This is a genomic window from Halomonas garicola (assembly GCF_031935715.1).
GTDB classification, from domain to species: domain Bacteria; phylum Pseudomonadota; class Gammaproteobacteria; order Pseudomonadales; family Halomonadaceae; genus Vreelandella; species Vreelandella garicola.
Genome location: NZ_JASSZF010000031.1, coordinates 1 through 20,647 on the forward strand (window position 1 = coordinate 1; position 20,647 = coordinate 20,647).

Annotated in this window: 18 protein-coding genes and 1 pseudogene; 14 read left to right on the top strand and 5 right to left on the bottom strand. The window is 66.7% G+C overall.

What is annotated here, in order from left to right; translation table 11 throughout:
* A pseudogene (locus RS027_RS10950) lies at positions 1-198 on the top strand (group II intron reverse transcriptase/maturase); the annotation flags it as partial.
* Between the two features lie 72 nt (positions 199-270).
* Here the strand turns inward: RS027_RS10950 and RS027_RS10955 are convergent.
* Genes RS027_RS10955 through RS027_RS10965 form a run of 3 tightly spaced genes read right to left on the bottom strand, consistent with a single transcriptional unit; the run spans position 271 to position 2,275 of the window.
* Positions 271-1,233 (bottom strand): tRNA dihydrouridine synthase, encoded by a 963-nt coding sequence (locus RS027_RS10955; protein WP_311956880.1) that lies wholly within the window; start codon positions 1,231-1,233, stop codon positions 271-273.
* Between the two features lie 38 nt (positions 1,234-1,271).
* Complete coding sequence (locus RS027_RS10960) at positions 1,272-1,907, bottom strand: IMPACT family protein (protein WP_311956815.1); 636 nt, start codon at positions 1,905-1,907, stop codon at positions 1,272-1,274.
* Positions 1,907-2,275: a hypothetical protein gene (locus RS027_RS10965; protein WP_311956817.1), complete on the bottom strand. Its 369-nt coding sequence runs from the start codon at positions 2,273-2,275 to the stop codon at positions 1,907-1,909. The genes RS027_RS10960 and RS027_RS10965 overlap by 1 nt, the downstream gene beginning before the upstream one ends.
* Before the next feature lie 358 nt (positions 2,276-2,633).
* On the opposite strand from RS027_RS10965, the gene ccmA reads away from it, so the two are divergent.
* From ccmA to RS027_RS11030, 13 genes are all read left to right on the top strand, one after another.
* Positions 2,634-3,221, top strand: coding sequence for a cytochrome c biogenesis heme-transporting ATPase CcmA (gene ccmA, locus RS027_RS10970; RefSeq protein WP_446497136.1), 588 nt, complete (start codon positions 2,634-2,636; stop codon positions 3,219-3,221).
* 12 nt (positions 3,222-3,233) lie between these two features.
* Complete coding sequence (gene ccmB, locus RS027_RS10975; protein ID WP_311956820.1) at positions 3,234-4,004, top strand: heme exporter protein CcmB; 771 nt, start codon at positions 3,234-3,236, stop codon at positions 4,002-4,004.
* An 11-nt stretch (positions 4,005-4,015) separates the two neighbouring features.
* On the top strand, positions 4,016-4,756 hold the full coding sequence (locus tag RS027_RS10980; RefSeq protein WP_311956822.1) for a heme ABC transporter permease: 741 nt from the start codon (positions 4,016-4,018) through the stop codon (positions 4,754-4,756).
* Entirely contained in the window at positions 4,757-4,996 is a 240-nt protein-coding gene (ccmD, locus tag RS027_RS10985) for a heme exporter protein CcmD (protein WP_311956824.1), read from the top strand.
* On the top strand, positions 4,986-5,462 hold the full coding sequence (ccmE, locus tag RS027_RS10990; protein WP_311956826.1) for a cytochrome c maturation protein CcmE: 477 nt from the start codon (positions 4,986-4,988) through the stop codon (positions 5,460-5,462). The genes ccmD and ccmE overlap by 11 nt, the downstream gene beginning before the upstream one ends.
* 106 nt (positions 5,463-5,568) lie before the next feature.
* Positions 5,569-7,587 (top strand): heme lyase CcmF/NrfE family subunit, encoded by a 2,019-nt coding sequence (locus RS027_RS10995; protein ID WP_311956828.1) that lies wholly within the window; start codon positions 5,569-5,571, stop codon positions 7,585-7,587.
* Positions 7,584-8,114 carry a DsbE family thiol:disulfide interchange protein gene (locus tag RS027_RS11000; protein WP_311956830.1) on the top strand — a complete coding sequence of 177 codons (531 nt, stop codon included), beginning with the start codon at positions 7,584-7,586 and terminating at the stop codon, positions 8,112-8,114. The genes RS027_RS10995 and RS027_RS11000 overlap by 4 nt, the downstream gene beginning before the upstream one ends.
* A complete protein-coding gene (locus RS027_RS11005; RefSeq protein WP_311956832.1) occupies positions 8,102-8,575 on the top strand; it encodes a cytochrome c-type biogenesis protein in 474 nt (157 codons plus the stop codon). The genes RS027_RS11000 and RS027_RS11005 overlap by 13 nt, the downstream gene beginning before the upstream one ends.
* Positions 8,572-9,810 carry a c-type cytochrome biogenesis protein CcmI gene (gene ccmI, locus RS027_RS11010; protein ID WP_311956834.1) on the top strand — a complete coding sequence of 413 codons (1,239 nt, stop codon included), beginning with the start codon at positions 8,572-8,574 and terminating at the stop codon, positions 9,808-9,810. The genes RS027_RS11005 and ccmI overlap by 4 nt, the downstream gene beginning before the upstream one ends.
* A 12-nt stretch (positions 9,811-9,822) precedes the next feature.
* Complete coding sequence (gene smc / locus RS027_RS11015) at positions 9,823-13,320, top strand: chromosome segregation protein SMC (protein ID WP_311956836.1); 3,498 nt, start codon at positions 9,823-9,825, stop codon at positions 13,318-13,320.
* A gap of 509 nt (positions 13,321-13,829) precedes the next feature.
* Positions 13,830-15,446, top strand: a complete 1,617-nt coding sequence (locus tag RS027_RS11020) for a cell division protein ZipA (RefSeq protein ID WP_311956838.1) — start codon at positions 13,830-13,832, stop codon at positions 15,444-15,446.
* A gap of 132 nt (positions 15,447-15,578) precedes the next feature.
* Positions 15,579-17,660 (top strand): NAD-dependent DNA ligase LigA, encoded by a 2,082-nt coding sequence (ligA, locus tag RS027_RS11025; protein WP_311956839.1) that lies wholly within the window; start codon positions 15,579-15,581, stop codon positions 17,658-17,660.
* Positions 17,661-17,673: 13 nt separating this feature from the next.
* Positions 17,674-17,949, top strand: coding sequence for a YheU family protein (locus RS027_RS11030; RefSeq protein ID WP_311956840.1), 276 nt, complete (start codon positions 17,674-17,676; stop codon positions 17,947-17,949).
* A gap of 24 nt (positions 17,950-17,973) precedes the next feature.
* On the opposite strand, the gene mnmC is transcribed toward RS027_RS11030, so the two are convergent.
* Together mnmC and RS027_RS11040 are read right to left on the bottom strand one after the other, a co-directional pair.
* The gene (gene mnmC / locus RS027_RS11035; protein WP_311956843.1) at positions 17,974-20,001 is read right to left on the bottom strand and encodes a bifunctional tRNA (5-methylaminomethyl-2-thiouridine)(34)-methyltransferase MnmC2/FAD-dependent 5-carboxymethylaminomethyl-2-thiouridine(34) oxidoreductase MnmC1; all 2,028 of its coding nucleotides are present in this window, start codon (positions 19,999-20,001) and stop codon (positions 17,974-17,976) included.
* Positions 20,002-20,177: 176 nt separating this feature from the next.
* On the bottom strand, positions 20,178-20,477 hold the full coding sequence (locus RS027_RS11040) for a YciI family protein (RefSeq protein ID WP_311956845.1): 300 nt from the start codon (positions 20,475-20,477) through the stop codon (positions 20,178-20,180).
* Positions 20,478-20,647: the final 170 nt, after the last annotated feature.

Here is a 20,647-nt window from a genome sequence, read left to right on the forward strand (position 1 = left end):
CCAAAGACCCGGCGCCGCAAGCTTCTGGCGCTGGGCTTGGATGGTCAGCGTGCCTGGAAGTCAGCGGGGAATGGGCGAGGTCCCTGGTGGAATGCCGGCGCCTCGCACATGAATCAGGCCCTGTCACGCAAGTGGTTCGATCGGCAGGGCATGATCTCGGTACTCGATACGGTAAGAGGGCTTAACCGTTCTTCATGAACCGCCGTATACCGAACGGTACGTACGGTGGTGTGGGAGGGCGCCGGGGGCAACCCCGGCCCCTACCCGATTTTATGCCGTGTCGACGAGGGGCGGGGTGTTTGCTGCCGGTTCAGCGAGCGCCTCAAGCAGCGCATCCAGATCCGTCAGGCGCTTGACGCGCTGGAAGTGCGCGCCGGCTTCGACGTTGCCCTGGCGCATCTGCGAAAGCCACTGCTTGACCAGCGAGGTGACGATGCGCTCGGGCAGCTTTTGCCGCTGGCGGCGGGCGTAGTCCGTGAGCACGCCGGCGCGCATGGCCCAGGTGGTGTCGGCCAGGCGCTCGCCGGTTTGCTGCCAGTGGCGGATGCGGCCGGCAAGCCAAGGGTCGGCAAGCGCGCTGCGGCCGAGCATCACGTCAGCGCAGCCGGAGAGGGTGCGCGCCTTCCAGTAGTCCTCGAGCGTCCAGATATCGCCGTTGGCCACCACGGGGATAGCCAGCCGGCGGCGTATTTTGCCGATCCACTCCCAGTGGGCCGGCGGCCGGTAGCCTTCGTTGCGGGTGCGCGCGTGCACCGTCAGCCGGCAGGCGCCGCCGGCCTCGGCGGCCTGGCCGCAGGCGACGGCCTGGCGGCGGTCGGCAAAGCCCAGGCGGATCTTGGCGGTGACGGGGATTTCCCCGGCGGCGGCGTCCACCACCGCCCGGGTAGCCTGGTAGACCCGCTCCGGGCGGCGCAGAAGCGAGGCGCCGCCGTCGTGGCGGTTGACCAGCTTGGCCGGGCAGCCGAAGTTGATGTCGATGGCCGTAGCACCCAGCCTGACCGCCTGATGGGCGTTGGCGGCAAGCGCCCGGCTGTCCGAGCCCAGCAGCTGAAGGTGCACCGGCACGCCGGTGGGCGTAGCGTTGGCCCCGGTTTCAAGCTCCGGGCAGTGTTTGTAGAACACCCGGGGCGGCAGGCGGGCGTCTACCACGCGAACAAACTCGGTGACGGTCCAGTCAAAACCCGGGCGGGCGGTAAGAAGCTCACGGGTCAGGGCGTCGATTACGCCTTCCATGGGGGCAAGGCCGATCCGGCCGTATGGCGTACGGCGGCTCATGGGGTGGCGTCTTGGGTAGCGGCGGTTAAGGTGACGCCGGCTTTCAGGCGGTTTTCCAGCGGTGCCGGGTCAACCGCTGCGTCCCGAGGCCAGGCAAGCGTCAGGCAAACGCCTTCGCCGTCGTAGTCGGCGCCGGTGACGGGAATGTCGTTATCGCTGCACCAGGCGCGGGCCTCGGCTTCCTGGGCAAAATCGAGCCGCAGGGTGTAGGCGTCGCGCTCGACGACCTCCCGGGTGGGCAGGCTTTCAAGGGCGGTGCTCACCGCTTGGGCATAGGCGCGGGCAAGCCCGCCGGTACCGAGCTTGGTGCCGCCAAAATAGCGGATGACCACGCAGCCGAGCTCACCCAGGCCGCTGCCGTCCAGCACCTGATACATCGGCCGACCGGCGGTGCCGCCGGGCTCGCCGTCGTCGGAAAAGCCGATGTCCTGCTGCTCGCCGGGCGGGCCGGCAATAAAGGCCGTGCAGTGATGGCTGGCGCCCGGGTGGGCGCTTTTGGCCGCGGCCAGCAGGGTGTCGAAATCACCCGGGGTAGGCGTATGGCACAGCCAGGCAATGAACCGGCTTTTCTCGACGTCGATCTCCGCGTAGTGGGGTGAATCCGGCGCCGGTCGGGGAATGAAGTAGCGCATTAATGCTCCGTTGCATGATGCTCGGTGCCCATGACCAGGCTCAGCACCTCGATGTCGCGATTGTGCAGAAATACCGCCGGCCGTTCGTCGCCGGCAAAGATCAGGTGCAGACCGTCGCGCTTGATGATGAGCTGCTCAAGCGTCAGGGTGCGCTGGTTGATTTCTGCCGTGGCCGTTTCATGGGCGCCGTGCTGAAGGCGGCGGATGATGATGACATCACCGGTGAACAGCTGGCAATCGCGCGGGTCGTGGCGGCGCACCCGGATGGCATAGGTGTTGCGTATCGCGCAGCGACGGCCGGCGCGGCGTAGGCCGCGGCCGGAAGCGGGGGCGGGAGCAGTCGGCAGGGTAGCGGGCTGGGCAAGCATCGGGCATCTCCGGTAACGGCAAGCCGGTCGCACTCGGGCAGGGAGGCCTGTACCGGTGCGGCGAGGCTTGTAATCCATACGCTGGATTTATTTACATGGTTTTCTATACAGCTTTATAGAGTCTATCTGTTTTTAAATACAGTTAAAGGGCCGGCCGGACGTTTCCCTTACCGGCCGCTTTGCTGCCGGGCGCTCAAGGGCGGCAAAGCGGCGCCGTCTCTGCGGCCGTGAGTCGCAGGACGACTGGCGAGCGGCGGGCTTTACCTGTAAAGTCCCAGCGCCATCGTCTGCCTGGAGAGACCTCTTGAGCCTGTGCCTTCAAGCCCGGAAACTTGCCTGCGAGCGCGATGACCGCTGGCTGTTTACCGATCTCGACGTGGATATCCAAAGCGGTGAAATTGTGCGCGTAGAGGGGCCCAACGGCTGTGGCAAAACGACGCTGTTGAAGATTCTCGCGGGCCAGCTGAGTGACTATGAAGGGGCGCTTTTCTGGAACGGCCAGCCCCTGCACAAGGCGCGGGAGTCGTTTCTGGCCAATTTGCTGTATCTGGGCCATGCGCCGGGGGTCAAGGCGGGGCTTTCACCGCTGGAAAACCTGGCCTGGTACCAGGCCCTGGGCGGCGAGCGCGGCCGCGAGACCGGGCGCCTCGAGGCGCTGGCCAACGTCGGCCTCGCGGGGTTTGAAGACGTGCCCGCCGGGCAGCTCTCGGCGGGCCAGCAGCGCCGGGTGGCGCTGGCGCGGCTGACGCTCACGCCGCGCGCGCTGTGGGTGCTTGACGAGCCCTTCACCGCCATCGACCGCGACGGCGTGGCGGCGCTGGAGGCCGCACTTGACGCCCATGCGCGGGCCGGGGGCTGCGTGATTGTGACCACGCACCACGAGCTGGCAGCGTCTTCGCGGCTGCGGCGACTGCCGCTGGGCAACAAGGGCGGGCCGGAGCACTAAAGGCGGTAAGTAATGGACAAGACCATGGCGGACGACACAACACTGACGGCAAGCCCGCGGCAACCCGCCGACCCGGAGGCGATTGGCGAGCTTAAGGAGGCCCGGGGCGGGGCGGCCGTCGCGCTTACGGCGACGCTCAGGCGCGATCTGGTGCTGATGCTGCGAAGCCGCGGCGAGGTGATCAACCCGCTGGTGTTTTTTGCCTTGGTGATCACCCTGTTTCCCATCGGTATCTCGCCGGATCCGGATCTTTTGCAGCGCATCGCGCCGGGGCTTTTGTGGGTGGCCGCGCTGCTTGCCGCGCTGCTCTCGCTGGATAGCCTGTTTCGCGGCGACTTTGAGGACGGCAGCCTCGAGCAGCTGCTGCTTGCGCCCCAGCCGCTGGCGGCGCTGTCGCTTGCCAAGGTGGCGGTGCATTGGCTGTTGACCGGGCTGCCGCTTGCGCTGATGGCGCCGGTGCTGGGCGTCATGCTTTCGCTGCCGGCGGGAAGCTACGGCGTGCTGTCGCTGTCGCTGGCGCTGGGTAGCGCCAGCCTGAGCCTCATCGGCGCCATCGGCGCGGCGCTGACGGTGGGTCTTTCCCGGGGCGGCGTGCTGCTGTCGCTTTTGGTGCTGCCGCTTTATATCCCCGTGCTCATCTTCGGCGCCGGGGCCGTGCAGGCCGCTATCATGGGCGACGGCGCCGGGGCGCATCTGGCGATACTCGGGGCGCTGCTGGCGGCGTCGCTGGCGCTCTCGCCCTGGGCGATTGCCGCCGCGCTGCGTATTAGTCTCAACGGTTGAGGAAAACCACTATGTGGGCGTTTATTCACAAGCTCGGGTCGCCTAAATGGTTTTATGCCATCAGTGCCAGACTGCAGCCCTGGTTCTGGGCCCTGGCGGCGGTGCTGATCGTCGCCGGCACCGTCTGGGGGCTGGCCTTCGCCCCGGCCGACTATCAGCAGGGCAACAGTTTCCGCATTATCTATATCCACGTGCCGGCGGCGTTTCTGGCCCAGTCGGTGTTTATCAGCATGGCCGCCGCGGGGCTGGTGTTCATGGTCTGGAAAATCAAGATCGCCGACATGGCCGCCAAGGTCATGGCGCCGTTTGGTGCGGCGATGACGTTCGTTGCGCTGTTTTCCGGCGCGGTGTGGGGCGTGCCCACCTGGGGCACCTGGTGGATGTGGGACGCCCGCCTGACGTCGATGCTGATCCTGCTGTTTCTGTACCTGGGGGTTATTGCCCTGCGCGGCGCCTTTTCCAGCCGCGACGGCGGCGCCCGGGCGGCGTCGGTGTTGGCCATGGTCGGGGTGATTAATATCCCTATCATCAAATACTCGGTGGACTGGTGGTACACCCTGCACCAGCCGGCCACCTTCAGCGTGACGTCAAGACCGGCGATGCCCGTCGACATGTGGCTGCCGCTGCTGGTGATGGTGCTTGGCTTCTACAGCTTTTTCATCGCCCTGACGCTGATGCGCACGCGCAGCGAGATCCTGCGCCGGGAGTCTCGCAAACGCTGGGTCCGAGAGCTTTTCCAGGAGACGCGATAGATGGCGTTTACTTCGTTTGCTGATTTTATCGCCATGGGCGGCCACGCGCCTTACGTGTGGTCGGCCTGGGGCGTTACGCTGTTTCTTCTGCTGGCGTCGGTATGGCATGCGCGCCTCGAGCGTCGCCAGCTCACCAAGGGACTTGAGCGCCGCGAGCGGCGTGAGCAGGCGCAGCGTAGCGCGCCCAGGTCCGGCACCGCGGAACCCGCGGCCGAAGGCGGAGGTCACTATGACACCTAAGCGCAAGCAGAAACTCTTTGTCATCCTCGGCCTGGTCAGCCTGGCCGCCGTAGCCGTGGGGCTGACGCTTTACGCCCTGCGCAGCAACATCAACCTGTTTTTCAGCCCGGTGGAAATCGCCGAGGGCAATGCGCCCATCGAGCGCCAGATACGCGCCGGCGGCATGGTCAAGGAAGGCACCGTGGCGCGCGATCCGGAAAGCCTTAATGTCGAGTTCACCGTGACCGACTATGTTGGCGAGCTTGACGTTTATTTCAGCGGGATACTGCCGGACCTGTTCCGCGAAGGGCAGGGTGTGGTAATCGTTGGCGAGCTGCAGGAAAACGGCCGCTTTCGCGCCGATCAGGTGATGGCGCGCCACGACGAAAACTATATGCCGCCGGAAGTGGCCGATGCGCTGGAAGAAGCGGGCTACCAGCCCTCGGACTACGCCGAGAAGGCCGCCGAGTCGGCCGCCGGCAGCTAGCCGCGCCGGCAATGGCCCTGACCGCGACCCGCGTAACGATTTTGACAGACCCTGACACCGACGCCGCAGCTACTTTCGCAGCTGCTCCCGCGATACCGGAGCGCCCATGTTGACGAAAATGATTCCTGAAATTGGCCATTTTGCGCTGATCATTGCGCTGATGATGGCGTTGCTGCAGGCGGTGGTGCCGCTTGCCGGTGCCGCCACCCGGCGGCCGCTGTGGATGGCCTTTGACCGGCCCATGGCCGCCGGGCAGTTTGTGTTTCTCGCCATTGCCTATCTGTGCCTCACGGCAAGCTACATGCTGGATGATTTCAGCGTGGCCACCGTGGCCAACAACTCCAACTCGCTGCTGCCGTGGTACTACAAGCTAAGCGCGGTGTGGGGCAACCACGAAGGCTCGGTGCTTTTATGGAGTTTGATGCTCTCGGTCTGGGGGCTTTTGGCATCGCTTTGGTCGCGCAAGCTGCCCCGGGACATGGTGGCCCGGGTGACCGGCATTCTGGGGACGATCGGCGCCGGCTTCCTGCTGTTTGTGCTGGTCACCTCCAACCCCTTCGCGCGGCTCTTGCCCAACATGCCCGACGACGGCACCGACCTGAACCCGCTGCTCCAGGACTTTGGCCTGGTGGTGCACCCGCCGATGCTGTACATGGGCTACGTGGGCTTTTCGGTGGTGTTTGCCTTTGCCATTGCCGCGCTGCTGGGCGGGCGGCTTGACGCCGCCTGGACCCGCTGGGCGCGCCCCTGGACCAACGCCGCCTGGGCGTTTCTCACGGTGGGGATTGCGCTCGGCAGCTGGTGGGCCTACTACGAGCTTGGCTGGGGCGGCTGGTGGTTCTGGGACCCGGTGGAAAACGCCTCATTACTGCCCTGGCTTGCGGGCACGGCGCTCATCCACTCCCTGGCGGTGACCGAAAAGCGCGGCTCGTTCAAGAGCTGGACGGTACTTTTGGCCATTGCCACCTTTTCGCTGTCGCTGATGGGCACCTTCCTGGTGCGCTCCGGCGTGCTCACCTCGGTCCACGCCTTTGCCAACGACCCGTCCCGGGGGCTCTTTATCCTGGTGCTTTTGGCCATCACCGTGACGCTGTCGCTGCTGGTGTTCGCCCTGCGCGCGCCGCGGGTGAGCCACAAGGTCGGGTTTAACTGGCTGTCCCGGGATTCGCTCCTGCTGGTCAACAACATCCTGCTGGTTATCTTGACCGTGACTGTGCTCTTGGGCACGCTCTACCCGCTCATTCTCGACGCCCTGGGGCTTGGCAAGATCAGCGTGGGCCCGCCGTACTTCAACGCGCTGTTCGTGCCGCTGGTAACGATCATGAGCCTGTTCATGGGGCTTGGGCCGATCGCCCGCTGGAAGCAGATGCCGGGCCGGGAGCTTGTCTCCCGGGTATGGCTTTCCGGCGTGGCCGCGGTGGTGCTGGGCGCGACTATCCCGCTGTTTTACGGGCCCGAATGGAACGCCAAGGTCATGCTCGGCATGATACTGGCGCTGTGGATCGTGCTGCCCATGGTGCGCGATATCGTCTCCCGGGTGCGTTCGGCCAGCAGCGTGGGCCGCGGCTTCAGGCGGATTTCGCTGTCCTACTGGGGCATGGTGCTTGGCCACCTGGGGATTGCGGTGACCATGGTTGGTGTGGCCGTGGTGTCCAACGATAACATCGAACGCAACGTGCGCATGGCGCCGGGCGATTCGGTGGAAATGGCCGGCTATACCTTCCACATGCAGGACTTTACCGAGCGCCGCGGGCCCAACTACCTCGCCGACACCGGGATTATCCGCGTCGAGCGCGAAAACGGCAGCCATTTCATGATGCGCCCGGAAAAGCGTCTGTATCTGGCGACCGGCATGCCCATGACCCAGGTGGCGCTGCGCGCCGGCTTCACCCGCGACCTTTACGTGGCCATGGGCGAAGACCTCGGCGACGGCAGCTGGGCCATTCGCCTGCAGTACAAGCCCCTGGTGCGCTGGCTGTGGCTTGGCGGGCTGCTGATGGCGGCCGGCGGCGTGCTCGCGGTGATCGACAAGCGCTATCGCCGGGTGCGGGTGCCGGGGCGTAACCGCCGCGTCGAGCGCGCCAACGCCACGGGCGTGCCCACATCCGCGGAGGCGAGCGCATGAAGCGTCGATTGCTGCTGTTTTTGCCGCTCATCGCCTTTCTGGGGCTCGCGGCGTTTTTCTACTACCGGCTGGGCATGGACCCGTCGTACCGCGACTCGGCGCTGATCGCCCGGGAATTTCCCGCCTTCAGCACCTCGACCCTCGACGACCCCAACCGCACCGTGGATGAAAGCCTGCTCGAAGGCGAGGTCACCCTGGTCAACGTCTGGGGCGAGTGGTGCCCGGCGTGCAAGCAGGAAATGCCCCAGCTGCTGGATCTGGAGGATCGCGGTATCCGCATGGTGGGCGTCAATTATCGCGATACCCGGGACAAGGCCCACCAGTTCCTCGACGAGTTCGGCGACCCGTTTGAGGTCAATATTTTCGACCCCGAAGGCGACCTGGGCTTTGATCTTGGCGTCTACGGCGCCCCGGAAACCTTTCTGGTGGATGCCGACGGGGTCATCCGCTATCACCACACGGGCTATATCGCCCCCGAAGACGTGCGCGACGTGATCGTGCCGGAGGTGGAAAAATGGCGCCGCTGATTCGCTGGCTAACGGCTGCCCTGTTGCTGGTCTGCGCCACCCAGGCAGTGGGGGACAGCATCGAAATACGCGACTTCGACACCCCGGTGATGAAGGAGCGCTACCGCGACCTCACCGGGTCCATGCGCTGTCCGCTGTGCGAAAACCAGGCCATCAACGACTCCGATGCGCCCATTTCCGGCGATATGCGCGACCGCGTGTACATGCTGCTGCAGGACGGCCAGTCGGACACGGAAATCATCAACCACATGGTGGACCGCTTCGGCGAGTACATACTGTACAACCCGCGGCTGGAAAACCGCACCTACCTGCTCTGGGGCATCCCCCTGGCGCTGCTGCTCGCCGGCGCTCTGCTGGTAGTGCTTATCGTACGCGCGCGGCGCAGCGCTTCGTCGGCTTCGCTGAGTGCCGAGGAGCGCGCCCGCCTTGATGCATTGATTAACCGCAAGAGGTCGCCATGACACCGCTGTGGATCGGGTTTGCCGTACTGCTGGCCCTCGCGCTCTGGTTTCTGGTGCTGCCGCTGCGCCAGTCGCGCCGCCTGCACGACACCCTGGCCGAAGACGAAGCCAACGACACCGCTGCCGAACAGAACGTAGCGATATTCAAGCGCCGCAAGGCCTCCCTGGATGCCGCCCGGGAGCGCGGCGATATCGACGAGGCGCAGTACGAAGAAGACCGCCTGGAGCTTGAGCGCAGCCTGCTCGACGACACTCGGCGGCTGTCGCACCGCCCGCTGGGCAATGCCTCTGCCGGTCGCATTGCCGTGCCGCTGATTATGGTAGGCGTGGTGCTGGCAAGCGTCTTCTGGTACCAGCAGCAGGGCGCCGAAGGCGACCTGGCGCTGTACGCCGTGCAGCAGGACGTGCAGAACGACCCCGAAGGGTCGCTTTCTACCTATCTTGAGCGCATGGAAGCCCAGGCCGAGCGCCAGCCGGACAACCCCAGCGTCTGGGGCGAGCTGTTTCCGCTCTACCGCCAGACCAACCAGCCGGAGAAAGCCGCCGATGCGCTTGAGCACCTGATCGAGCTGGAGGGGCGCCAGGCATCGCTTCTGGCCCAGCTGGCGCAGATTCGCTTTTTCATGGCCGACCGCGAGCTCACCGCCGAAGTGCAGTCGCTGGTCGATGAAATCCGCCAGAAGGATCCCCGCGAGCCGACCATGCTCGGCGTCATGGGCATCCACGCCTTCGAGAGCGGCGACTACGAAGCGGCCATCGACCGCTGGCGCCGGGCGGTGGCCAACGTGCAGAATCCGGACACCGTAGAGTCGCTCAAGCAGGGGATCGAAGTCGCCCAGCAGCGGCTGGGTATCGAGCCCGACGCCACTGGCGACGCCGGTCACGGAGTTAGCGTCAAGGTCGCCCTGGACGACTCCCTGCGCGACCAGGCGCCGAATGATGCCACGGTGTTCATCACCGCCCGGGATCTGGAAGGCGAGAAGCCGCCGCTGGCCGTGGTGCGCACCACGGTGTCGGCGCTCCCCGAGACCGTCACGCTGAGTGAAAACGATGCCATGTCGCCCCAGGCCTCCATCGCCGGCGAGGACAGCGTCCGCCTGGTCGTGCGCGTGTCGCCCTCGGGGCAGGCCACGCCGCAGCCGGGTGATCTGTTCGGCGACGTCGACAACGTTTCCGTGGGGGCGCTTGAGGACAGCGACACCGTGGACGTCACCGTCAACCGCGTCTTCAAGTAAGCCCGTGAAGCCATGCGTTTAACCGCCATCCGTCTGGCCGGGTTCAAATCCTTTGTGGACCCGGTCAGCGTGCCCTTTGACGGCAACATGACCGCCATTGTCGGCCCCAACGGCTGCGGCAAGTCGAACATCATCGACGCCGTGCGCTGGGTGATGGGGGAGTCCTCGGCCAAGACCCTGCGCGGCGAATCCATGGCCGACGTGATCTTCAACGGCTCCACCGGGCGCAAGCCCGTGGGCCAGGCCTCCATCGAGCTCAAGTTCGACAACCGCGACGGCGCCATGGGCGGCATGTACGCCCAGTACGCCGAAATCGCGGTCCGGCGCCAGGTCACCCGGGACGGCCAGTCGACCTACTTCTTCAACGGTCAGAAATGCCGCCGCCGCGACATCGCCGATTTGTTCATGGGCACGGGACTCGGCCCGCGCTCCTACGCCATCATCGGCCAGGGGATGATTTCCCGGCTGATCGAGGCGCGGCCGGACGATCTGCGCGCCACGCTTGAAGAGGCCGCGGGGATTTCCAAGTACAAGGAGCGCCGGCGGGAAACCGAAAACCGCATGCGCCGCACCCAGGAAAACCTCGACCGCCTGGACGACATCCGTGAAGAGCTGGACAAGCAGCTCGAACGCTTGAAGCGCCAGGCCGAGGCGGCCAAGCGCTACCAGACCCTCAAACAGCAGGAGCATCGCCTGAAAGGCGAACTGGCGCTGCTGCGCGGCCGGGCCCTGCGCGCCGAGCAGCACCATCAGGAAAGTCGCGTTCGCGAGCTGGAAACCGCCGTGGAAAAAGACGTCTTCGGCGTGCGCCAGTGCGAAACTCGCCTCGAGCAGGCGCGCGAGCAGCACGACGCCCTGAGTGAGGTGCTCGACCGCCACCAGCAGGCGTTTTACGCCACCACCACCCGCATTGCCCGGATCGAGCAGGATCAGAGCCACCGCAAAAGCCGCGAGGCCCAGCTGAAAAGCGACATCGACGCCGCCCGCCGGGAGCGCGACGAGCAGCGCCGGGTGAGCGAAGGCGACGGCGAACGGCTGGCGGCTATCGGCGAGCGCCTGGACAGCCTGCTGCCGGACATGGAGACGCTGGAAGAGCAGCTGGAAACCCTCGACGCCGAGCTGGCCGACGCCGCCCCGGCGCTGGACGCCGCGGAGGAGGCTCAGAACGCCGCCGACGAAAGCTGGCGCGAAGCCAGCCGCGACGCCGAGCGCGGCCAGGATCAGCTGCGCGACCTGGAGCAGCGCATCCAGCGCCTGCGCGCCGAGCGCGAGCGCCGCCGGGGCCAGCGCGGCGACATGGACGACCTTGCCGCGCACAGGGAAAGCCACGCCGAGCGGCAGGCCGCACTGGAAGACGCCGAGCGCGAGGCCGAACGCCTGACCGAGCAGCGCGAGCACAGCCGCGAGGCTCTGGCCCGCTCCCGGGATGCCCAGAACGAGCAGAGCCGCCGAAGGGACGAGGCGCAGGCCGCGCTCAGCCGCCTCGAAGGCGAGCAGGCCTCGCTGCAAACGCTGATCGACGCGGCGCTCGCCGACCACGACCCGGCCATTGACGCCGCCCTGGCCGAGCGCGGGCTTGCACAGGCGCCAAGGCTTGGCGAGGCCATCGACGTCGCCGCCGGCTGGGAAGCGGCGGTCTCCTGGCTGCTGGCGCCTTGGCTTGGCGCCCGCCTGGCGGCGCCGGCATCGCTTGCCGCGCAGCCCGAGGCGCTCGCCGCCGACTGGTGCCTGCTGGATCACACCGAGGCGCCGGCGCCTTCCGGCACTCTGGCCGAACAGGTCACCGGCGCCGGCGCCCTGGTGCACTGGCTGGGCCGCATCCGCTGCGTGGATACCGCTGCCGAGGCCGGCGCGCTGGCGTCCACGCTTGACCACGGCGAGAGCGTGCTCAGCCGCGACGGCGTCTGGCAGGGGCCGGGCTTCGTCCGCCAGCAGGCCGAAGGCGAAGGCGTCGACGCGCTGCTGGTCACCCGCCGGCGCTACGCCGAGCTTGCCGCGCAGCAGGAAAAGCAGCAGGCGGCGCTGGAGCAGGTCCAGCGCGAGCTGGACGACAGCAGCGAACGGCTGAGGGCACTCGAGGCGGCCGGGGAAGATCACGCTCGCCAGGAGCGCGAGCACGCCGCCACCCTGCAGCAGGCGGCCCTGGCCGAGCGCAGCCAGGCTCAGCGCATCGAACACCTGCAAAGTCGCGCCGCCGAGCTTGACGAAGAGCTTGCCCGGCTGGAAGAAGACGACGCCGAGCTGACGCTTGCGCTCGAGGAGCAGCGCGAACGCTGGGGCGAGGCCATGGAGCGCCTGGAGCAGGCCACCGGGCAGCGCGAAGACGCCCGGGCCGAAAGCCAGCGGCAGCGCGAACAGCGCCAGCGCCTCGAGCAGCAGCAGGCGCCGCTGAAGGCTCGCCAGCAGGAGCTTGCCATCGAGCGCGAGCGCCTGATGGTCGAACGCGACAGCCTGAACGCCCAGCGCGCGCGCAGCGACGAAGGCGAGGAGCGCCTGGCGCTGCGCATCGCCGAGCTGGAAGAAAGCCTTGAGGCACTGTTCGAGCCCGACGAGATGGCCGGTGAGGAGCTGGAAGAGCTGCTCCACCAGCGCGAGCAGCAGGAACGCCGACTGACCGACACCAAGGACCAGGCCCAGGCGCTGGCCGAACAGCTACGCACCGACGAGCTGGCGCGGCAGAACCACGAGCGCACCCTCGAGCAAAGCCGCGAGCAGCTTCAGCAGCGGCGCATGGACGCCCAGGCGCTGACGCTGAAGGCAACCGCTCAGGACGAGCAGCTGGCCGAGCTTGAGCTCGACGCCGATACCCTGGGGGAGACCCTGCCTGCTGATGCCGACGAGTCGCGCTGGCAGGCCACGCTCGAGTCCACCACGGATAAAATACGCAGGCTTGGGGCGATCAACCTCGCCGCCATCGAGGAATACGACCAGCAGGCCGAGCGGCGCAACTACCTGGAAGCCCAGCACGAGGAGCTCACCGAGGCCCTGGAGACGCTTGAACGAGCCATTCGGCGCATCGACCAGGAAACCCGGGTGCGCTTCAAGTCCACTTTCGAAGAAGTGGACGCCGGGCTGCAGGCGCTGTTTCCCCGGGTGTTCGGCGGCGGCACGGCCTGGCTTGCGCTCACCGGGGACGACCTGCTGGAAACCGGCGTTGCCATCATGGCGCGCCCTCCGGGCAAGAAGAACAGCACCATTCATCTGCTTTCCGGCGGCGAAAAGGCGCTCACTGCGCTGTCGCTGGTGTTTGCCATCTTCCAGCTCAACCCGGCGCCGTTTTGCATGCTCGACGAAGTGGACGCGCCGCTGGACGACGCCAACGTGGGGCGCTATGCCAAGCTGGTGAAGGAGATGTCGGAAAGCGTGCAGTTCATCTACATTACCCATAACAAGATCGCCATGGAGGCATCCGAGCGCCTGATGGGGGTGACCATGCAGGAACCCGGCGTCTCACGGCTGGTTGCGGTAGGCGTGGAAGAAGCCGCTGCGCTTGCCGACGATACCGCTTGATAATGTAAATATACGGTTAGCAGAGAGGCTAAAATCGGGAAAAAACGGCGCTAAAAGGTGAGATTTCGCAAAAACTGGCGCTTCTCATGGCGCTCGGGCTATGCTTGCGGTAGAAGTACAGGCAGGATTCATCGTGTTGCCGGGTACGAAATAGCATTAACGGCAGGAGACGCGGCAGACGATAGCGCTTGAGATATAGTATTTGAGATAGCGTTTGAGAGAGTATTTGAGATAGCGTTTGAGAGAGTATTTGAGATAGCGTTCGAGAAAGTATTTGAGATAGCGTTCGAGAAAGTATTTGAGATAGCGTTCGAGAAAGTATTCAGCATGGCATATTCAAACGCGCGGTAAAGCGTAGCGGTAAATAGCAACGTGACAACGGCAGCGGCAAACAAGAAGCTGTAATTTTATACAGCATAACACGACAACGAGGCTTTGCCACCGGTGAAGGCAATCGGTAAAAGCAGCCGGCAGCATCAAGCCGGAAAACGACCCATGGAAAGTGCGACATGGAACTAAGAGAGTGGCTAATCATTTTAGGGCTGGCGCTGGTTTCGCTCATCGTCATTGACGGCGTGCGCCGGCTTCAGCGCCAGCGTCGGGTTCCGCGTCTGGATCAGGCACGGGGCAGCGCCGATGCGCAGGGCAAGACCGATGCCCGGGACCCTGAAGCCGCCGCGCGCCACGCCGAGCTCGACTGGGAGCTGCCCAACGGCGGCGCCCGGGTAGTGAGCCCGGCGGATTACAGCAACCTGGCCGAAAAGCCGCCGCTCGAGCGCCAGGAACCCGAGCACCCCGGTCCTTCGCGGGTGTTTGCGGAGTCGCGCCGTTCAAGGTTTACCGCCCCCCGCCGCGAGCCGCGCGCTTCGGCCGAGCCGGAAATGGCGATGCCCGAAACTGCCACGCAGCCCACGGCCACGCCCCAGCAGGAGCCCACGCTCGGCGCCGTTCCGCCGCAGCCGGCAGCGCCACAGGCGCCGGCCGACACCGCCGAGGCGCAGCCTGCGCCCGAGCCTGAACGAGAAAGAGAGCAAGAAAAAGAGCAGGCGCCCGAGGAGGAAGCACCGGCCGCTTCCGGCTTCGCCCTGCGCGCCGAGGCCGAAGACGCCCGGGCGCATCAGGTTAGCTACCGCCCGGCGTCGCGCCGCCAGCTGCGCAGCGATACCGTGGGCGAATACGACGACGAGGATGAGGAAGAGTACCGGCTGGTGGATATCGAGGGCATGGGCCGCTCGGTGAAAAAACGCCTTGTCCAGCGCCGCCGGGCACGGCAGGAGGCGAAAAAGCGCCGCCAGGAAGACAAGGCCCGGCGCGCCGATGTCCAGGCCAGGGAGCAGGCCGAACGCCAGGCGCGCAGGCAGCAGGAGCAAGAAGAGAAGCAGCGTCGGCAGGAGGCGCAGCTGGCTGCCAAAGCCGAGCAGGATCGTCTGGCCGCGGAGCAGGAACAGGCCCGTGAAGCCGCGGAGCAAGAACAGGCCCGTGAAGCCGCAGAGCGTCAGCGGCAGGCAGAAGAGGCTCGCCGTGCGCCAACTCAGGAAGCACCCGAGGAGGCTCCGGAGGCCGCCTACCCGCCCGAGGACGACTTCCGCCCGGCAAGCCAGCCGGCCATGGAGCCGATTCTCGAGAAGGCCCTGCGCAACGACGTCCCCGGCGGCTACGCCCGCAAGACGCTCACCGACGCCGACGAGCTCATCGTCATCAGCGTGATGTCCCGGGACGCCGAGGGCTTTGACGGCCTTCGCCTGCTCGAGCTGCTGATGGCCTGCGGGCTGCGCTATAGCCAGGGGCTGGGCGTTTTCCACCGCTTCGAAACCGAAAGCGAGGACAGCGAGCTGCAGTTTTCCATGGTCAACGTGGTCAAGCCGGGATCGTTCCCGGTGGAAGAGGGCGCGCCCTTCACCTGCCCGGGCATCACCTTTTTGATGCCGCTGCCCGGCGCCGAGGAGAGCGCCGCCGCCTTTGAAGCCATGGTAGAAACCGCCATGGTCGTGGTGCGCCACATGGGCGGCGAGCTCAAGGACGAAAACCACAGCGTAATGACCGCGCAAACCATCGAGTTTGCCCGCCAGCAGGTCCACGAGTTCGAGCGCCGCCACCGGCTGCACCGCCAGCTGCAGGCGCAGTAAAAGCCCGCACCGACGCATTTGTTATTGCACCCGCCCATGAGAGGCGGGTGTTTTTGTTTTATTATGGCGTGCGGTTTACGAGACGCCTGAATTTTCCACTGCCCCTTATTTTTACTCGCGTAAGAGATTCCCATGTGCTCATCTGATTCATCGTCGCCGCCCGCCGCCGTGCGCGACGAGGCCCGGACGCTGCGCGCCGCACTTGACGACGCCAACTATCGCTACTACGTGCGCGACGAGCCGACGCTCACCGACGCCGACTACGACCGCAAGCTGCGCCGGCTGCAGAGTCTTGAGGCCGACTACCCGGCGCTGGTGACCGCTGACTCGCCCACCCAGCGGGTGGGCGCGCCGCCGGCGGATGGCTTCCCCGAAGTCGAACACGCCGTGCCCATGCTCTCGCTTGCCAACGCCTTCAACCGCGAAGACGTCTTTGCCTTTGCCGAGCGCGTGGCCGAACGGCTGGAAGGCACGGCGGAAGAGGTCACCTTCACCGCCGAGCCCAAGCTCGACGGCGCGGCGGTATCGCTGGTCTACGAGCGCGGCGAGCTTGCTAGCGGCGCGACCCGGGGCGACGGGCGTACCGGCGAGGACATCACCTCCAACCTGCGCACCCTGCGGTCGGTGCCGCTGGTTTTGCGCGGCGACGGCGTGCCGGATCTGCTTGAGGTCCGCGGCGAGGTGATCATGCGCCACTCGGGCTTCGAGGCGCTCAACGCCCACGCCAGGGAAACCGGTGCCAAGGTGTTTGCCAACCCGCGCAACGCCGCCGCCGGCAGCCTGCGCCAGCTGGACCCGGCGGTAACCGCGACCCGGCCGCTGGAGTTTCACGCCTACCAGGCCGCGCGCATTGAGCCCGACCAGGGCGATGCCTCCCACAGCGAGCTGATGGCGCGCCTTTCCCGGCTGGGGTTTCGGACCAGCCGCGAACTTGAAATCCTCAAGGGGCCAAAGGCCGTGGCCGACTACTGCGAAGCGCTGGGCGAGCGCCGCGAGGGTCTGGGTTTTGATATCGACGGCGCGGTGATCAAGGTCAACGACCTGCGCCAGCAGCGCGAGCTGGGCTTTGTTGCCCGGGCGCCGCGCTGGGCCACGGCCTGGAAGTTTCCCGCCCAGGAAGAAACCACGCGCCTCGACGACGTCGAGTTTCAGGTCGGGCGCACCGGCGCGATTACCCCGGTGGCGCGGCTCGCGCCGGTGACGGTGGCCGGGGTGACCGTGTCCAATGCTACCCTGCACAACGCCGACGAAATCGCCCGGCTCGACGTGCGCATCGGCGATACGGTGACGATCCGCCGGGCCGGCGACGTTATCCCCCAGGTGGTGCGGGTGGATGTGGACAGGCGGCCCGACGATGCCCGGGAGATCGTTTTTCCCGCGCGCTGCCCGGTGTGCGACTCGGAGGTCGAGCGCCACGAGGGCGAGGTGGTAGCGCGCTGCTCCGGCGGGCTTTTCTGCCCGGCCCAGCGCAAGGAAGCGCTCAAGCACTTTGCCAGCCGCCGGGCGCTGGATATCGACGGGCTGGGCGAAAAGCTCATCGATCAGCTGGTAGAAAACGGCTGGGTGGAAACCCCGGCGGATCTGTTCGCGCTTTCCGTCGAGCGGCTGAAAACCCTGCCGCGCATGGCCGAGAAGTCCTCACAGAACCTGGTTGAGGCGCTGGAAAGCGCCAAAGCTACCACCCTTGCGCGCTTTATCTACGCGCTGGGGATCCGCGAGGTGGGCGAGGCCACCGCCGCCGGCCTGGCCGCGCACTTTGGCACCCTCGATGCCCTGCAGTCCGCCGCTCAGGCCGACCTTGAAGGCGTCAACGACGTCGGGCCGGTAGTCGCCGCCCACGTGCATACCTTTTTCCGCCAGCCGCACAACCGGGAGACCGTGGCCGCCCTGCGCGAGGCCGGGGTGCACTGGGACGAGCAGGAAGTCACCGCCGGCCCCACGCCCCTGGCGGGGCAGACCTGGGTGCTCACCGGCACTTTGGAGAGCATGACTCGGGACGAAGGCAAGGCGCGCCTCCAGGCGCTGGGGGCCAAAGTGGCCGGCAGCGTGTCGAAGAAAACCGCCTGCGTGGTCGCCGGCGACGCGGCGGGAAGCAAGCTTGCCAGGGCCGAAGAGCTGGGGGTCGAGGTGCTGGACGAAGCCGGTTTCGTCGCCCGGCTGGGTGACTGGGAAGCAGGCGAGCCGGATACCGCGACCCCGGACGCAGGTCAGTAAACAGGAGCTTTGGATGAGCCGCTTTATCGAAGTGCCGGCGCGGATGCTGCCGGCGGATACTCTGAACGCGCTGCTGGAAGCCTTTGTCACCCGCCAGGGCTACGACACCACTGACACCACCGGCGCCGGCATGGCCGGCTGGGTCGAGGAGCTAAAGGGCCAGCTCGAGCGGGGTGAGCTGCTGATCGCCCACGACGTAGAGCTTGAGATGACCGAGGTGATGACCCTTGAGCAGTGGCGCCGCTTCGGCCGGGATATCGCCGACGACGAGGAAGAGGGCGATATTTAGCCGTTGCGATATGTCGCCGTTTTATTACCGACCGCCGGCGCCGCGCTCGAGGGCGCGGATCAGCCGCCGGCCGGGGTGCAGGTGGTCGGCGAGCGGACCTTCCACGGGCAGCGGCTCGTCGCAGATTCGTGAGGCGATGACCTCGGCGCACAGCGGCGCGCTTGATAGCCCCCGGGAGCCGTGGGCAGCGCTGATCCACAGGCCGGGATGGTGCGGCCCCGGCGCGCTGAACGACCGGGTGGCGTCCTTGGCCAGGGCGGCGTAGACCTCGCGCCAGGCGTCGGCGTTAGGCACCGGGCCGGCGTAGGGGGTTTTGTCCGGGCTGGCCGCACGAATGCCGGCCCGGCCCCCCATACGCGCCGGGTCAAGCTCGGCGCCGGCCTCCTCGAGCGCGTGATACAGCGCCGGCAGCATGCCTTGAAGCTCGCCGAGATTACCGGCGTGGTCCTCCGCGCGCATGCCGGCGTCGGTCTCGTTGGGCACAAAGCTCGCGCCGACGGTGAGCACGCCGTCGAGCGCCGGCGGGGCGTAGCCCTTGGCGCACACGACCTCTTCCGGGCCCGCTACGCCGTCGGGCAGCGGTATTTCGCTGACCTGGCCGCGCACCGGCTGAAGCGGCAGCGCCTCGGCCTGGGCAAAGCGGTTGGCCAGCTGGGCGCTGGCGATAACCACCTGGTCGGCATAGAGCGCCTGGCCGCTGGCCAGAACCACGCGCCAGCCGCCGTTTGCCTGCTCGAGCGCGACGGCCTCGCCGTATTCAAGCGTAATGCCGGGGTGCTCAAGCAGCCGCTGACACAGCGCCGCCGGGCGCACCCAGCCCGCCTGCGAATAATAAAGCCCCTGCTCGGCGGGGGTGTCCTCGCCGACGCTTTTCCGCCAGTTCGGCGGCTCCCGCAGCGTTACCAGCTCCGCCGGTAGCGGGTGGTTGGCGCAAAAGCGCCGCTGGCGGGCGGCTTCTTTCTCGCCCAGCGCCAGCTGGAGCACCCCGCTTGGCTGCCACAAGGTATGGCCGGGGTCGAGGGTCTCCAGCCAGCGGCGGCTGTGTTCGAGCCCGGCGAGGTAAAAGCGGCTTTGCACGTTGGTGTCCGCCGCCAGCTTGACGTAAAGCGCGCCCTGGCGGTTGCCCGAGCCGCCCGCCGCCGGCGCGGTTTTTTCCACCACGGTAACGTTCACCCCGCGCCGGGCGAGCGCCTCGGCGACGCTCGCCCCGGCAATACCCGCGCCGATAACGACGGCGCTTTGCGCCGCCCGGACAGCGGGCGGGATAAACCAGGGCGTGGCCTGCCGCCGCGTATCGGCGGGCGGAGCGTCGATGTGGCCGGCGAGCATCTCGCGCTTGCGCCCGAACCCGGGCACTTTCTTCCACGTAAAGCCCGCCGCCGCGAGGCCGCGCTTGACCACGCCGGCGCAGGTAAAGGTAGCAAAGGTGGCGCCCGGGCGGGAGCGCGCGGCCATGGTATTAAATAGATCCGGCTGCCACATGCCGGGGTTCTGCGCCGGGGCAAAGCCGTCGAGAAACCAGGCATCCACACGGCCGTCGAGAAGCCCCAGCCGCTCGGCGGCGTCGCCAAAATGCAGGTCCAGGGTGACGCGCTCGTCCAGCCGCAGCCGGTGAACGCCGGCGACGGCGTTCGGCCACTGGCGGCACAGCGATTCGGCGTAAGCGCCGAGCTCGGGCCAGGCGGCGAGCGCCCGGGCGAGGCTTGCGCGCTCAAGCGGGTACTTTTCTGTGGATATCAGGTGCAGCCGGGCGCCGGGCGGGGCGTGGCGGGCAAAGCAGGCCCAGGCGCAAAGCATGTTCAGGCCGGTGCCAAAGCCGGTCTCGCCGATGACAAAGGCGCGAGGCTCGCGCCAGGCGGTAAAGCGCTCGGGTAGGCGATTGGCGTCAAGGAAGACGTGTTCGGTTTCCGCGCGCCCGTCCTGGCGGGAAAAGTACACGTCATCAAAGGCTTGGGAGTGCGGCGCGCCGTTTTCCCAGTCAAGCACCGGGCGCTCGAGGGCCTCAAGCGCGGGCAGGGGAGGAAAGCGCAGTTCGCCGTTTGCGTGGGTCACGAAAGCATCCGCCGTGGGGTAAGAAATGGTTAAAAAATAAACAATCTGTTGAGCCGGGCGCGACTTCTGCCCTGGAGCAAAGCGTCCGCCGGCTTTTCACAGAGTTTTCCACAGCCTTTGTGAAAAACGTGCCCTTGTGTTCAACCAGCGAAACGACGTCGCCCAACGGCGCCGCTTCAGGGCAGCACTTTATTGAACGGCTTGACGCTGACCCAAGCATAGACGCCGGCGATTACGTAAGGGTCGGCGTCGGCCCAGGCCCGGGCGGCGTCGAGGCTTTCAAACTCGGCCACCACTAGGCTGCCGCTGAAGCCCGCCTCGCCGGGGCTGTCGGCGTCGATGGCCGGATGGGGGCCGGCCAGCACCAGGCGGCCTTCGTCGCGCAGGGCTTCGAGCCGGGCCAGGTGGTCCGGGCGAGCGGCCAGGCGGCGCTCCAGGCTCTGTTCGATGTCTTCGCTGATGATGGCGTAAAGCATGGGGATAACTCCTCGAAAGGGAAGCAGTGGACAGGGCGCAATTGACCGCTCTGGCCCGAGCCCGCACTATGGCGGCATAGCCGTGGCGCAGCGCGCCGCCAGACATTTGCGTTCTGACACGCGATGTTCTGACAAGCGGTATTCTGACAAACTCCTTACACGGCGTCATG

Bases quoted from the DNA above. Each gene is read 5' to 3' on its own strand.
- RS027_RS10955 (WP_311956880.1), bottom strand. From the start codon at position 1,233: ATGGAAGGCGTAATCGACGCCCTGACCCGTGAGCTTCTTACCGCCCGC.
- RS027_RS10960 (WP_311956815.1), bottom strand. From the start codon at position 1,907: ATGCGCTACTTCATTCCCCGACCGGCGCCGGATTCACCCCACTACGCG.
- RS027_RS10965 (WP_311956817.1), bottom strand. From the start codon at position 2,275: ATGCTTGCCCAGCCCGCTACCCTGCCGACTGCTCCCGCCCCCGCTTCC.
- ccmB (WP_311956820.1), top strand. From the start codon at position 3,234: ATGGACAAGACCATGGCGGACGACACAACACTGACGGCAAGCCCGCGG.
- RS027_RS10980 (WP_311956822.1), top strand. From the start codon at position 4,016: ATGTGGGCGTTTATTCACAAGCTCGGGTCGCCTAAATGGTTTTATGCC.
- ccmD (WP_311956824.1), top strand. From the start codon at position 4,757: ATGGCGTTTACTTCGTTTGCTGATTTTATCGCCATGGGCGGCCACGCG.
- ccmE (WP_311956826.1), top strand. From the start codon at position 4,986: ATGACACCTAAGCGCAAGCAGAAACTCTTTGTCATCCTCGGCCTGGTC.
- RS027_RS10995 (WP_311956828.1), top strand. From the start codon at position 5,569: ATGTTGACGAAAATGATTCCTGAAATTGGCCATTTTGCGCTGATCATT.
- RS027_RS11000 (WP_311956830.1), top strand. From the start codon at position 7,584: ATGAAGCGTCGATTGCTGCTGTTTTTGCCGCTCATCGCCTTTCTGGGG.
- RS027_RS11005 (WP_311956832.1), top strand. From the start codon at position 8,102: ATGGCGCCGCTGATTCGCTGGCTAACGGCTGCCCTGTTGCTGGTCTGC.
- ccmI (WP_311956834.1), top strand. From the start codon at position 8,572: ATGACACCGCTGTGGATCGGGTTTGCCGTACTGCTGGCCCTCGCGCTC.
- smc (WP_311956836.1), top strand. From the start codon at position 9,823: ATGCGTTTAACCGCCATCCGTCTGGCCGGGTTCAAATCCTTTGTGGAC.
- RS027_RS11020 (WP_311956838.1), top strand. From the start codon at position 13,830: ATGGAACTAAGAGAGTGGCTAATCATTTTAGGGCTGGCGCTGGTTTCG.
- ligA (WP_311956839.1), top strand. From the start codon at position 15,579: ATGTGCTCATCTGATTCATCGTCGCCGCCCGCCGCCGTGCGCGACGAG.
- RS027_RS11030 (WP_311956840.1), top strand. From the start codon at position 17,674: ATGAGCCGCTTTATCGAAGTGCCGGCGCGGATGCTGCCGGCGGATACT.
- RS027_RS11040 (WP_311956845.1), bottom strand. From the start codon at position 20,477: ATGCTTTACGCCATCATCAGCGAAGACATCGAACAGAGCCTGGAGCGC.